Origin of the sequence: Streptococcus sanguinis SK1 = NCTC 7863 (assembly GCF_000194945.1) — a bacterium.
GTDB lineage: Bacteria > Bacillota > Bacilli > Lactobacillales > Streptococcaceae > Streptococcus > Streptococcus sanguinis.
On sequence record NZ_GL878507.1, the window covers coordinates 275,509 to 288,061 of the forward strand.

Below are 12,553 nucleotides of genomic sequence, written 5' to 3' on the forward strand. Positions count from 1 at the left end.
CTATGAAAAAAAAGATATTATTCATTTCGCCGACTGGAACGCTGGATAATGGAGCTGAAATCTCTATTGTCAATTTGATGGAATACCTGGTAGAGACGGGCCATCAGGTTATCAATGCGATTCCGGATTATCATGTAGCCGTTCAGCAGGACTATATCTCCAGCCTGGCGGCCTTGGGTATTGAGACTGTAGCCTTGCCGTCAGTTAAATGGTGGTGGGAGGACTCGCCTGGTGGCCTGCCAGGTAGTCCTGAGTCTAGAGCTCGGTCTTATCAGGATAATACCTCAGCGCTCAGAAAGATACTAACGGAGCGAAAGATTGATTTGGTTATTACCAATACGGTCAATATGTTTCAAGGAGCAGTGGCAGCGGCCTGCGAGGATGTTCCGCATTTCTGGCTGATTCATGAATTTCCTGACGGAGAGTTTGGCTACTATAAGGAAAAGCTAGATTTTATCAGTGATTATTCGCAGGAAATATTTGCAGTTAGAGGAGCCTTGCAGAGACAGCTGCAGAATCTGCTGCCAGACAGAAAAGTCTTGTCTTTTGCCCCTTTTACGAAAATTTATCCTACTGATACAGGAGAAAGGGATGGAGTCGAAAGGCGTATCGTGTCAGTTGGACGTTTGACAGAGCGGAAAAATCAATTAGAATTGATAAAGGCCTATAACCAGCTATCTCAGCCAAAACCGGCCTTAGTTTTTATCGGTGCCTGGGATGAGGAGTACAAAAAAAGATGCGATACTTATATCTCTGAACACCAGATAAAAAATATTAGCTTCCTGGGACACAAGGACAATCCTTGGGCAGAGGTGACGGCAGCAGACCTAGCGGTATTTCCGTCTGCGATGGAAACCTTTGGTTTAGTCTATATTGAAGCGATTATGAATGGCCTTCCGACCATTTTGTCAGACAATCCTGGTCACCTATCCGCCTATGAAATCTTTGAAGAAGGTCAGCTCTATTCATCTGGTAATATCGAGGAGTTGGCTGATAAGATAAACCTTGCCTTGGCAAACTTTGAGGGATTAAAAGACCAGTCGGTGGCCAATCTTGGCAAAATCCAAGAGCGCTACACAGTTCAGAGTGTTTACCAGACCTTATTGGATAAGATTGAAAACACTGAGATGTACAAGGCTAACTCCTTGCGCCATGTCAAGTGCTTATTGGATACAAATTTACCTTCTCAACAAGCCAGCTCTTTCTTACGCAAAGTGAAAAATAAGCTGCTTTCTGGTAGAAGAGGTTAAAGAAAGAAAAGGACAAGTGCAGCCGTGGCTCTACCTGTCCTTTTTGTATTATACAAACACACTAGAAAGTGGTATAATAGAATGGATTGTAAAATCTTGAATTGAGGGAAATCATGAAACATGTCTTCATTATCGGGAGTCGGGGACTTCCTGCCAAATATGGAGGGTTTGAAACCTTTGTCGAGAAATTGACAGAGCATCAAATCTCTTCTCAAATCCAATATCATGTGGCTTGCTTATCAGATGATGAAGCTTTTCATCATTTTGACTACAAGGGAGTCGACTGCTTTACAGTCAAGCCACCTAAGCTTGGCCCAGCCCGCGTAATTGCCTATGATATGATGGCTGTCTCCTACGCCCTCAAGTTTGCTAAGAAAGAGCAGATTGAGCAGCCTATTTTTTACATTCTTGGAAATACGATTGGTGCTTTTATCTTTCCTTTTGCTCGTCGTATCCATCAGGCAGGCGGTAAATTCTTTATCAATCCTGACGGGTTGGAGTGGAAGCGGGCCAAATGGTCTAAGCCAGTCCAAGCCTATCTCAAGTATTCTGAAAAGGTCATGACCAAGCATGCAGACTTGGTTATTGCGGACAATCAAGGTATCGAAAGCTATATTCAAAAAGCTTATCCTTGGTCTAAAACGACCTGTATCGCTTATGGAACCGACCTTTATCTGTCCAATCTGACGGAAAACGAAGGCAAGGTCAGAGTCTTCTTTGAAAAGTGGGCCAGTAAGGAAAAAGACTATTACCTCATTGTCGGACGCTTCGTTCCGGAAAACAACTATGAAACCATCATTCAAGAATTTATGAAATCCAAGACCCAACGTGATTTGCTGATTATCTGCAATCATGAGGGCAATCCCTATTTTGAAGAGCTTAAGAAGAAAACAGGCTTTGACCGTGATTCTCGCATTAAGTTTGTCGGTACGGTCTACGATCAGAATCTGCTCAAATATATCCGTAATCATGCTTTTGCATACATACATGGCCATGAGGTTGGCGGGACCAATCCGGGACTCTTGGAAGCACTGGCTCAGACAGATGCCAATCTGGTGCTGGATGTGGACTTTAACCGTAAGGTAGCAAAAGAAACGGCTCTCTACTGGCAAAAAGAACCCGGCCAGCTGACTCAACTGATTGACCGAGTAGATGCTCAAACAGAGTTTACGGAGCTAGGTCAAGCCGCCAAAGAAAATATGAAAGAAAACTACACCTGGGAAAAAATTGTGGGTGAATACGAGGATTTATTTTTATCATGAAAGTGACCATTCTTCTGTCCACCTATAATGGGGAGCAGTTTCTGGCCGAGCAGATTAAGAGTATTCAAGAGCAGACATATAGGGACTGGCAGCTGCTGATTCGTGATGATGGCTCTACAGATGGGACGCGGGCTGTCATCGAAGACTTTTGCTGCAAGGATGACCGCATTGCCTTTATCAATCGGGAAAATCCACAAAATCTAGGTGTCATTCAGAGTTTTCATAGCCTGCTTCAATACCAAGATTCGGATTTCTATCTCTTTAGCGACCAAGATGATGTTTGGCTGCCAGACAAGATTGCCATGCAATTGGCTGAGGCAGACAAGTATGATAGCAGTCAGCCCTTGCTGGTGTATACTGACTTGAAGGTCGTGGATCAAGAGCTACAGGTTGTTCACGAAAGCATGATTCGCACTCAGTCAGATCACGCTAATACAGAACTAGTCCAAGAGTTGACGGAGAATACGGTGACGGGTGGAGTTTCTATGATAAATCGCGCCTTGGCCCAACTTTGGACTGGGAAGGAAGAGCATGAACTGCTCATGCACGATTGGTATCTGGGCTTGCTGGCTGCGGCTTTTGGCAATCTAGTCTATATTGACAAGCCGGGTGAGCTCTATCGTCAGCATTCGAATAATGTGCTGGGAGCTCGAACGCTCAGAAAACGCGTAAAAAATTGGGTTCGCCCCCATGTTCTTTTTGCCAAGTATTGGAAATTGATAAAAGACAGTCAGACCCAGGCTAGAAATTTGCTGGTCCTGCCGCTGACTGCTGAAAATAGAGAGTTAATTGAGAACTTTGTGACCATTATGGAGGTGCCTTTTAAGGAGCGCTGGTGCAGGATTCACCAGTACGGCTATCGTAAAAACCGCACTTTCCATACCCTTGTTTTTACGAGCCTCATTCTCACAAAGTTTGCTTATAAGGAGTAATATTCATGGATTTTTTTAGTAAAAAAAACCGTATTCTTTTGAAAGAATTAATCAAGACGGATTTTAAGTTGCGTTATCAAGGGTCCTTGGTCGGCTATCTCTGGTCGATTTTGAAGCCATTGATGATGTTTACTATCATGTATCTGGTCTTTGTCCGCTTTTTGCGCTTTGATGATGGGACACCCCACTATACAGTAGGGCTTTTGCTGGGGATGGTCTTTTGGTCTTTCTTTACCGAAGCCACTAATATGGGCATGCTTTCCATCGTTTCTCGGGGAGATTTGCTGCGTAAATTAAACTTTCCTAAGCATACCATCGTCTTTTCATCAGTTCTTGGAGCAGCTATCAATTTTCTGATTAATCTAGTCGTTGTTTTCCTCTTCGCTTTGATTAATCAGGTGGAGTTCGGCTTGCATACGCTGATGATTATTCCTCTTTTTCTGGAGGTATTGGTCTTGGCAATGGGCTGTGCCCTCATGCTGTCTTCCTTGTTTGTGAAGTATCGGGATATTGGACCGATTTGGGAAGTGGCTCTTCAAGCAGGAATGTACGCCAGCCCTATTATCTACTCTCTGAACTTCCTTTTGGATGGTAAAAAACTTTTTGTAGCTAAAATTATGATGCTCAATCCGATTGCTCAGATGCTGCAGGATATGCGCCATTTCATCGTTTCTCCTGTCAATGTCAGAGGCTGGGATATTGTGAACAACAAACTAATCGCCCTCATTCCTTACTTGATTCCTTTTGTGATATTGGCTCTAGGTTTGTTCTTCTTTAATAAAAATGCTAAGAGATTTGCGGAGATTTTATAATGTTAAATAATATTGCAGTAAAAGTCGACCATGTAAGTAAATTCTTTCGATTGCCTACTGAAGCTACTCAGAGTTTGAGAACCAGTCTAGTCAATCGTTTTAAGGGAATCAAAGGCTACAAAGAACAGCATGTTTTGAAAGATATTTCCTTTGAGGTCGAAAAGGGTGACTTCTACGGGATTGTCGGGCGCAATGGCTCTGGTAAGTCTACCCTCCTGAAAATTATCTCTGAGATTTATATTCCGGAGAAGGGCAAGGTAACTATTGATGGTAAGTTGGTTTCCTTTATTGAGCTGGGTGTCGGATTCAATCCAGAACTAACTGGCCGCGAAAATGTCTATATGAACGGTGCCATGCTGGGATTCTCAACAGAAGAAGTAGACGCAATGTACGATGATATCGTGGAGTTTGCTGAGCTGGGAGAGTTTATGAATCAAAAACTCAAGAACTATTCTAGCGGTATGCAGGTGCGTTTGGCCTTTTCTGTGGCCATCAAGGCTCAGGGTGATATTCTGATTTTGGACGAGGTTTTGGCTGTCGGGGACGAAGCCTTTCAGCGTAAGTGTAATGACTATTTCAAAGATCGCAAGGAGTCAGGTAAGACGACCATTCTGGTGACCCATGACATGGGAGCTGTTAAAAAATATTGTAATAAGGCCGTCTTGATTGAAAATGGCTTGGTCAAGGCTATCGGCAATCCAGATGATGTGGCCAACCAGTATAGTCTGGACAATGCGACTGAAACAAAAGCCATGAACGAAGGATTTCAGGTTGAGAATGCAGCGGTTTCTGATTTGAAGGTTAAGCTCTTGCATTCGCCTCAGATTTCACCTGAACAAGAGATTGAATTTGAAATTTCTTATCAGGTTAATCAAGACCTACCGACTTATGTTTCCTTTTCTCTGACAGATATCGATCGAACTATCTGGCTTTACAATGATAATTCCATGGATCAGCCGACAGAAGGACCTGGACAGAAGCGCTTGACTTACAAGTGTCATGTAACACAGATAAATAACGCTAAGTTAAAACTGCAGGTTTCGGTGCGGGATCAGGAAGAACAGATTTTAGCCTTTGCAGACTCTCAGAACAACCCAGTTATCTTAGTCAATCGCCAGGATATTAAGGATGACGATGTCTCTGCTAAGGATTCTGCTACTGGCTTAATCCAGCGTAATGGCAGTTGGAAGATTTCTCAATCATAAAGAATAAGGTATTTTCATGGAACGAATATTACTCTATGTTCATTTCAATAAATGCAATCATATAAGCGGTCATGTCTTCTATCAATTGGAGCAGCTAAAGCCGCTTTTTTCTAAGATTCTTTTTATTTCAAATAGTCCTTTGAGTAATGAGGACAAATGCCGGCTGAGAGAAGACTTGGGAATTTCTGACTTGCTTGAGCGGGATAATCGAGGCTTCGATTTTGCTGCCTGGCGTGATGGCATGAACTGGCTGGGTTTTGACACTTTGCAGAACTCAGACTCCCTGACTCTCATGAACGACACTTGCTTTGGTCCACTATGGGATTTGGCGCCCATTTATCAGCGCTTTGAAGAGGATTCGCAAGTCGATTTTTGGGGAATGACTAATTTTCGCAAGACCAGGTACTTTGAAGAACACCTGCAGAGCTACTTTGTCACCTTTAAGCAGTCAGTTCTTAAAGACAAGTCTTTCCGTGAATTTTGGTCTCAGGTAGAAGATTTTACTGACGTTCAAGATGTGATAGACCATTACGAGACCCAGTTTACCAAACGTTTTGTAGAGGCAGGATTCAAATATCAAGCTCTCCTTGATACCCGTCAGGAAGAAGCAGGAGAATTGGTTCATCCAGATTTTTCATACTATAAGCCTCTTAGGATTCTGGAAGCAAAGATTCCTTTTCTAAAGGTGAAGGCTCTCACGGGCAATCCTTTTTTGGCTAGGTATTTGCTGGAAGATCTTGAAACCAACTCATCCTATCCAACTTCGCTTATTAGGGAACACCTGTTCTATCATTTTGGTCCAGACCTTCCTTGTTTGCTGCAGGACAAGTATTTGTCTCAGGCAACTTCGAACTATCGGACAGATCAGCCTGTCCTCCTGCATATTCATGTAACGGATTTTCCTATTTTTCAGCAGTATCAGGACAAGCTATTCTCTCTATCGTCTCAGTACGAGTATTTATTGACAACAAACCAGCCAGAAGTTTTGAAACAGCTGCAGACAGCTCTTGGTCATCTGGGTAATAAAGTTCAGCTTGTCCTAAGTCAGAAATCTCGCGCCTGGCTTGCCATGCTAGAGCAGAAGGAAATTCTGCAAGACTATGCTTATATCGGTCATCTATCTACTCATAGATTGGTGGGGAATCAGGCAGTTTTTGATCAAGCTATGCGTTCTGATTTGATAAATATGATGGTTGATTATGCAGATGCAAGCATAGAAGCGCTAGAGCAGGAGTCTGCTGTAGGGCTGGTTATTCCAGATTTGCCGCGCCTAGTCAGAGATGGCTTGTTTGAGTCAGAACCGCCGCTTCCAAGTCTGACTGCTGTCTGGCAGGAAGCTGTTTTGCATAAGTCTTTTGACTTTATGACCGCCCCTTCTCTAACGAGAGTCTATGGCGGCTTCTTATGGTTCAAATATTCTGCTTTGACTAGTTTGTTCCGAATGAAGAGCTTAGAAAGCTTGCCATCCTCTGAGCAGGAGTTGTCTGATGTTTTAGAGCATTTATTGGTTTATATAGCTTGGGACAGTCATTATGATTTCAAGATTATGCCCTTATCTTCCCTCCCCTCTTTACTGGACTTGCAGAGGAAAAGGGAAGAGTTGACCGAGCAAAAAGAAAAATTAAGTCAGAAAAATTTATCTCAAAAGATTAGAAATCGTTTGTCCAATCTTTTAAAGAAAAAGTGAGATTCTTGGTTTACAAAAAATCTCGCTAGAGAATATAACTATTTACCAGAAAGAAAAATGAAATTTTTACTCAACCACTATAAGCAGTTCTCATACCTGCTGATTAGTTTTTTATTTTTAGATATAGTCGCTGTCACGACAGTCTTATTATTGGAGGAAGGCGAAGATTTGCGGAGCTATCCAGCCTTGTGGCTGGCCTTTCTGATGTTGCTTCCTCTTTTGTTTGGCTTGGGCAAGCTTTTGTCTCAGCTCTTCAGCAAAAGATTCTTTATATGGTCAGCTATTATTTACGCTCTTTATACAGGATTTTCTTACTTACTGACAGTAACGCAGCATGTCAATGATTTTGAGTTCAAAGTAGATAGAGTGTTTAGCAATCATTTTTGGCAGCTTAACTCCCTGCCTGGCTTGCTTTTGATTTTCTTATTTGCGTATATTTTTATCCATTTTCCAAAGCTTAAAAAACGCTTCCCAGGTAAGTTCTTGCAGGTTAATAAGAAAAATAGAGAGGTACTGGAAAATCTTTTTCTATCCCAACTCTTCCTATTTCTTGCTTTGATGGACGATAAGATGCCGGAATTGCTGCATCACCAAAGCTATTTAGTGAATTTCCTTGAGGAAGGCAAGTTGGATATAACGCAGAACTTTATGCTAACTTTCCTCTGCCTTATCGCACTTATCTTTATCCTGCTTTCTCTCCCTAGCTTTCTAGCTGTGAAGGGATTGCGCGATCTTGCTCAGAATAAAGCTAGTGTGTCTGTAGCTTTTGTGTTGAGTGCAGTGTTTGCTCTTATCTTTAATTACACCATTCAAAATAGTATCCGAGGAGACGTGATTGTTTTGGATCAGTATCTTTTCACTGGAGCCAGTCTCTTTCAAATCATCGTTTTTTTCATGATTTTTATGGCTCTTTACCTGATTTTCAATCATTTTCTCCTGCCAACCATGCTGATAACAGCGCTAGTAGTGGTTGCTACCATAGCCAGTAGTCTGAAATTTCAGTATCGCCAAGAGCCAATATTGCCTAGTGATATGGTCTGGCTGAGAAATCCCAAGACCCTCTTTGACTTTCTCGGAGGCAATTACGGATTTTATGCTATCTTGGGACTAGTTGCTTTAGGCGCTCTCTACTGGTATTTGCGTAAGAAAATCTTGCCAGGCAAGCTCATTACCGTTCTTAAATACCAACTTCTCTTGCTAGTCCTGCCACTGGTCTTTTTCTTGGGAGTCATGGATATATTTGCTACTAAAAAGAATGGCAAAATAGTAGAGAATATCCCAGTTATTTCGATCTTAAATAATTACCATGACCTGACTTGGATGGGAAATACTGTCAATTCACAGCTGCGCTCTCTTTCTTTTGTCTGGTTTTCACAGATGTCGGATACAACCATGACCGAGCCACGTGGCTATTCTAAGGAAAAGATTCAAGAGATAGAAAAAAAGTATAAGAATGTTGCGGAAGCTATTAACAAAGAACGCCAGAATAAAATCGAAGATCAAACGGTAATTTATCTTCTGAGTGAAAGTTTTTCTGACCCGGCTCGGGTTGACGGCGTTACTATGTCTGAGAATCCAATTCCTTATATTCAGGATGTTAAAACTCGCACCACCAGTGGACTTATGAAGTCAGACGGCTATGGTGGGGGAACCGCCAATATGGAATTTCAGACCCTGACTGGTTTGCCTTTTTATAATCTGTCTCCGTCTATTTCGGTTCTCTATACTGAAATTGTCCCGAGGATGAATAGATTTCCTTCCATTAGTGATGCTTATTCATCTAAGAATCGGACAGTAATCCATCTGGCCTCCCCTAGCAATTATGCCAGAAATGTCATTTACCAGGATTTGGGATTTGATACCTTTATTCACTATGGTACCAAAGGCCTGAAAGGTAATAATATTGGGGGAAATTACAGCGATCAAACGACTTATAATCAGGTCTTGGAGCATTTGAATGGCAAGCAGGGGCAATTTTTCTCTGTCATGACCATGCAGAATCACATGCCTTGGACTGAACCCAATCCGGTATATATATCTGCCAGCTATACTGACTTTAGCAAGGAAGGGAACGAATCTCTTTCTAGCTATGTCAGAATGCTTTACCATACAGATCAGGCCACCAAGGAGTTTTTGGAGAAGCTTTCAAAGGTAGATAAAAAGGTAACAGTCGTCTTTTATGGCGATCATCTGCCAGGTCTCTATCCTCAGTCAGCCTTTAAAGAAGATCCAGAAAGCCAATATCTGACAGATTATTTCGTTTGGAGCAATTATGAAACTCCTAAACTTGATTATCCAAGAGTCAATTCTAGTGATTTCTCCGCTCTCTTACTGGAGCAGACAAATTCCAAAGTATCACCTTACTATGCTTTATTAACAGAAGTATTGCATAAGGCTAGTGTAGATAAAAAGGAATTGGACGAAGAAGCTCAAGAAATAGCAGATGATTTGAAACTGATTGAGTATGATATGGTCAGAGGAAAGGGCTACTTGTCTGATAGCTTCTTTAAGACAGCAAAATCATAAATAAAAAAATAGAATAGGCAAGTCTACCTGTTCTATTTTTTCTTAATTTATGCTAAACTAGTAGTATGGGGGTGTGAGCATGATAAAGATTTTTGGTAAGGTTCGCTATCACTGGCAGCCAGATGTAGCTATCCTGATAATATATTGGTCTTTATCGGTCATTCCGATTTTTGTTGGCCTGGCTTTGATGTATGAAAGCTCACGAGTGCCGACTCTTGTTCTGTTTTCTTTCTTCTTGTTCATGGTTTTGCTGGGAATGGGAGTTCATCGTTATTTTACCATTTATGACGATGGAACCTTGCGAATTATCACAGCCAATCCCTTTACTCCGATAAAGGTCAAGATTTCAGATATTGAAAAAGTCGAAGTGACCAAGACGTCAATTACCTTATATTTTAAAGGGCAGAACCGCAGCCGGAGTTTTTGTATGCGCAAGTGGCCCAAGAAATATTTTGTCAATGCCCTGGCCCTTAATGAGCATTTTAAGGGTGAGGTAGAATTAGTAGATAATTTTACCCATATTGACTATTTTGAAGCTTACTATGGTAGTCAGTCCAAAAAATCCTAGTCTTTCAAAAGAGCTCGGGTTGGGCAGTTTTTGATGGCTTCCACGACATCGGGATCCTCAGTGATTTCCTTTTCTAGGAGCTGGTCGTCCTGGTAAAATTTGACGATGCCATTGTCATGATAGTCAAAAAGATCTGAGTAGGTTTGACAAAGCCCGCAGGCAATGCACCGTTCGGGAATGAGTGTTACTTTCATACCCATATTGTAATAAGATTTTAAGAAAAACTCAAGGAGGAAGTCATGGAAAAAGAACCATGGGAAGAAGATGTATACGATAACGGAGAAGATAAGTTGAAACGAACTAAGAAATTTAGCGCCTTGAATGCTGATCGTTTGTTGACCATATTAACCATTATTTTCTGTATTTTAGTGGTTGCGGTGGTGTGCTTCTTGACCTATCTGTCTACTGGGGGAAGTAATAGACAGACCCAAATGGAAGGTTTCTACGGCACTTCAGCAGCAAGTTCCAGCACTGAAGCGTCTTCTACAGCAGAGCAGCCAGCGGCAAATACCACAGAATCATCTGAAGGAACTCTGACGGTCCAGCCTGGTGAAGGTGAGGCAGCCATTGCAGCGCGTGCAGGTATTTCCATTGCCAAGCTTGAACAGCTTAACCCTTCTCATATGTCCACTGGTTCTTGGTATGCCAATCCAGGTGATGTTGTGAAGATTGAGTAGGAGCCAGCCATGAAACAGATTCAAATTGCAATTGATGGTCCAGCTTCCAGTGGAAAATCGACCGTTGCCAAGATTATTGCTAAGGATTTTGGCTATACTTATTTAGATACAGGAGCCATGTATCGGGCTGCAACCTATTTGGCTCTGCGGCATCATCTAACAGAAGCAGATGCCACTGAAATTGTAGACTTGCTCAATAATCATTCGGTCAGTTTTGGTCGAGCGGAAGATGGCGAGCAGTTGGTCTTTGTCGGAGATGTAGATGTGACTCACCCAATTCGAGAAAATGATGTTACCAATAACGTTTCGTGGGTATCTGCCATTCCTCAAGTCCGTGAGAAACTGGTGGCCTTGCAGCAGCAAATTGCAGCTCAGGGAGGGATTGTCATGGATGGCCGTGATATTGGAACGGTTGTCTTGCCTCAGGCTGAGCTCAAGATTTATTTGGTAGCTTCGGTTGATGAAAGAGCTGAGCGCCGTTATAAGGAAAATCTATCGAAAGGTATTCCTGCTGACTTGGAGAAACTGAAAGAAGAAATTGCAGAGCGGGATTATAAGGATAGTCACCGCGAGGTTTCGCCGTTGAAACCGGCAGACGATGCCATTCATTTTGATACCACGGGTGTTGGCATTTCTGAAGTTGTTGCATTTATCGAAGAAAAAGCGAAAAAAATCATTGACAAATAAAATGAAACTTGGTATGATAGTAGAGTTGAGAAAAGCAGAAGTGAGAGCTTCTCGCCTTGCGACTAACGTTGTCTGGCTCTACAGGATTCAGTTTCAGTAATGAAATACTATCATGTAGTGCGGGTTTGCGTTAGCAGGTCCGCACTTGTTTTTCTCTAAAAATAAAAAAAGAGGTGAAAACCATAGCAAAACAAGACTTATTCATCAATGATGAAATTCGTGTGCGTGAAGTTCGCTTGATCGGTCTTGACGGCGAACAATTAGGTATTAAACCGCTGAGCGAAGCGCAGTCTCTTGCGGATGAAGCAAATGTCGATTTGGTCCTGATTCAGCCACAAGCTAAACCACCTGTTGCAAAAATTATGGACTACGGTAAGTTCAAATTTGAGTACCAGAAAAAACAAAAAGAACAACGCAAGAAACAAAGTGTTGTTACTGTGAAAGAAGTCCGTCTCAGTCCAACCATTGATAAGGGAGACTTTGATACTAAACTTCGCAACGCACGCAAGTTCCTTGAAAAAGGAAATAAAATAAAGGTATCGATCCGCTTCAAAGGTCGGATGATTACCCACAAAGAAATCGGGGCTAAAGTTTTAGCAGATTTTGCTGAAGCGACTCAAGATGTTGCTATCATTGAGCAAAAGCCTAAGATGGATGGACGTCAGATGTTCATGCAGATGGCGCCAATTCCTGACAAAAAATAGATTGTCAGAAAGATAGAAAAAGGAGAAAACATTATGCCAAAACAAAAAACACACCGCGCATCAGCTAAACGTTTCAAACGTACAGGTTCTGGTGGCTTGAAACGTTTCCGTGCTTACACTTCTCACCGTTTCCACGGAAAGACTAAGAAACAACGCCGTCATCTTCGCAAAGCAGGAATGGTGCATGCAGGAGACTTCAAGCGTATCAAAGCAATGCTTACAGGTCTGAAATAAGAGCTACTG

The 12,553-nt window shown here is 42.1% G+C and carries 13 protein-coding genes and 1 other annotated feature; of the genes, 12 read left to right on the plus strand and 1 reads right to left on the minus strand.

The window, feature by feature from the left end; all coding sequences use genetic code 11:
* The first annotated feature begins 2 nt into the window (after positions 1 to 2).
* The 8 genes from HMPREF9378_RS09455 to HMPREF9378_RS09420 all read left to right on the plus strand — a co-directional run bounded on the left by HMPREF9378_RS09455 (position 3) and on the right by HMPREF9378_RS09420 (position 10,242).
* The gene (locus HMPREF9378_RS09455) at positions 3 to 1,250 is read left to right on the plus strand and encodes a glycosyltransferase family 4 protein (RefSeq protein WP_002899996.1); all 1,248 of its coding nucleotides are present in this window, start codon (positions 3 to 5) and stop codon (positions 1,248 to 1,250) included.
* A gap of 113 nt (positions 1,251 to 1,363) precedes the next feature.
* On the plus strand, positions 1,364 to 2,512 hold the full coding sequence (cps2T, locus tag HMPREF9378_RS09450) for a beta 1-4 rhamnosyltransferase Cps2T (protein ID WP_002899998.1): 1,149 nt from the start codon (positions 1,364 to 1,366) through the stop codon (positions 2,510 to 2,512).
* On the plus strand, positions 2,509 to 3,444 hold the full coding sequence (locus HMPREF9378_RS09445) for a glycosyltransferase family 2 protein (RefSeq protein WP_002903120.1): 936 nt from the start codon (positions 2,509 to 2,511) through the stop codon (positions 3,442 to 3,444). Before cps2T ends, HMPREF9378_RS09445 begins: the two co-directional genes overlap by 4 nt.
* A gap of 5 nt (positions 3,445 to 3,449) precedes the next feature.
* On the plus strand, positions 3,450 to 4,256 hold the full coding sequence (locus tag HMPREF9378_RS09440; protein WP_002900002.1) for an ABC transporter permease: 807 nt from the start codon (positions 3,450 to 3,452) through the stop codon (positions 4,254 to 4,256).
* Positions 4,256 to 5,461 carry an ABC transporter ATP-binding protein gene (locus HMPREF9378_RS09435; protein ID WP_002900003.1) on the plus strand — a complete coding sequence of 402 codons (1,206 nt, stop codon included), beginning with the start codon at positions 4,256 to 4,258 and terminating at the stop codon, positions 5,459 to 5,461. Before HMPREF9378_RS09440 ends, HMPREF9378_RS09435 begins: the two co-directional genes overlap by 1 nt.
* Positions 5,462 to 5,477: 16 nt before the next feature.
* Entirely contained in the window at positions 5,478 to 7,148 is a 1,671-nt protein-coding gene (locus HMPREF9378_RS09430) for a rhamnan synthesis F family protein (protein ID WP_002913398.1), read from the plus strand.
* Positions 7,149 to 7,205: 57 nt separating this feature from the next.
* Positions 7,206 to 9,674, plus strand: a complete 2,469-nt coding sequence (locus HMPREF9378_RS09425) for an LTA synthase family protein (protein ID WP_002900005.1) — start codon at positions 7,206 to 7,208, stop codon at positions 9,672 to 9,674.
* A gap of 79 nt (positions 9,675 to 9,753) precedes the next feature.
* Positions 9,754 to 10,242, plus strand: coding sequence for an EbsA family protein (locus HMPREF9378_RS09420; protein WP_002900006.1), 489 nt, complete (start codon positions 9,754 to 9,756; stop codon positions 10,240 to 10,242).
* Here the strand turns inward: HMPREF9378_RS09420 and HMPREF9378_RS09415 are convergent.
* Positions 10,239 to 10,436: a ferredoxin gene (locus tag HMPREF9378_RS09415; RefSeq protein WP_279347088.1), complete on the minus strand. Its 198-nt coding sequence runs from the start codon at positions 10,434 to 10,436 to the stop codon at positions 10,239 to 10,241. The genes HMPREF9378_RS09420 and HMPREF9378_RS09415 overlap by 4 nt on opposite strands.
* Positions 10,437 to 10,481: 45 nt before the next feature.
* Between HMPREF9378_RS09415 and HMPREF9378_RS09410 the strand changes: the two genes are divergently transcribed.
* The 4 genes from HMPREF9378_RS09410 to rpmI all read left to right on the plus strand — a co-directional run bounded on the left by HMPREF9378_RS09410 (position 10,482) and on the right by rpmI (position 12,544).
* Positions 10,482 to 10,919, plus strand: a complete 438-nt coding sequence (locus HMPREF9378_RS09410) for an SAG1386/EF1546 family surface-associated protein (RefSeq protein WP_002900008.1) — start codon at positions 10,482 to 10,484, stop codon at positions 10,917 to 10,919.
* A 9-nt stretch (positions 10,920 to 10,928) separates the two neighbouring features.
* Positions 10,929 to 11,606, plus strand: coding sequence for a (d)CMP kinase (cmk, locus tag HMPREF9378_RS09405; protein WP_002900010.1), 678 nt, complete (start codon positions 10,929 to 10,931; stop codon positions 11,604 to 11,606).
* A 26-nt stretch (positions 11,607 to 11,632) separates the two neighbouring features.
* Positions 11,633 to 11,763 (plus strand) — a sequence feature (ribosomal protein L20 leader region).
* A 16-nt stretch (positions 11,764 to 11,779) separates the two neighbouring features.
* Positions 11,780 to 12,310 (plus strand): translation initiation factor IF-3, encoded by a 531-nt coding sequence (gene infC, locus HMPREF9378_RS09400; RefSeq protein ID WP_002895037.1) that lies wholly within the window; start codon positions 11,780 to 11,782, stop codon positions 12,308 to 12,310.
* Between the two features lie 33 nt (positions 12,311 to 12,343).
* Positions 12,344 to 12,544, plus strand: coding sequence for a 50S ribosomal protein L35 (rpmI, locus tag HMPREF9378_RS09395; protein WP_002895038.1), 201 nt, complete (start codon positions 12,344 to 12,346; stop codon positions 12,542 to 12,544).
* Positions 12,545 to 12,553 lie beyond the last annotated feature (9 nt).

What these genes read in the sequence shown, in the direction of transcription:
- cps2T (WP_002899998.1), top strand. Translation starts at nt 1,364, where the DNA reads ATGAAACATGTCTTCATTATCGGGAGTCGGGGACTTCCTGCCAAATAT.
- HMPREF9378_RS09410 (WP_002900008.1), top strand. Translation starts at nt 10,482, where the DNA reads ATGGAAAAAGAACCATGGGAAGAAGATGTATACGATAACGGAGAAGAT.
- HMPREF9378_RS09440 (WP_002900002.1), top strand. Translation starts at nt 3,450, where the DNA reads ATGGATTTTTTTAGTAAAAAAAACCGTATTCTTTTGAAAGAATTAATC.
- HMPREF9378_RS09435 (WP_002900003.1), top strand. Translation starts at nt 4,256, where the DNA reads ATGTTAAATAATATTGCAGTAAAAGTCGACCATGTAAGTAAATTCTTT.
- rpmI (WP_002895038.1), top strand. Translation starts at nt 12,344, where the DNA reads ATGCCAAAACAAAAAACACACCGCGCATCAGCTAAACGTTTCAAACGT.
- HMPREF9378_RS09420 (WP_002900006.1), top strand. Translation starts at nt 9,754, where the DNA reads ATGATAAAGATTTTTGGTAAGGTTCGCTATCACTGGCAGCCAGATGTA.
- HMPREF9378_RS09430 (WP_002913398.1), top strand. Translation starts at nt 5,478, where the DNA reads ATGGAACGAATATTACTCTATGTTCATTTCAATAAATGCAATCATATA.
- HMPREF9378_RS09445 (WP_002903120.1), top strand. Translation starts at nt 2,509, where the DNA reads ATGAAAGTGACCATTCTTCTGTCCACCTATAATGGGGAGCAGTTTCTG.
- HMPREF9378_RS09455 (WP_002899996.1), top strand. Translation starts at nt 3, where the DNA reads ATGAAAAAAAAGATATTATTCATTTCGCCGACTGGAACGCTGGATAAT.
- HMPREF9378_RS09425 (WP_002900005.1), top strand. Translation starts at nt 7,206, where the DNA reads ATGAAATTTTTACTCAACCACTATAAGCAGTTCTCATACCTGCTGATT.
- HMPREF9378_RS09415 (WP_279347088.1), bottom strand. Translation starts at nt 10,436, where the DNA reads ATGAAAGTAACACTCATTCCCGAACGGTGCATTGCCTGCGGGCTTTGT.
- cmk (WP_002900010.1), top strand. Translation starts at nt 10,929, where the DNA reads ATGAAACAGATTCAAATTGCAATTGATGGTCCAGCTTCCAGTGGAAAA.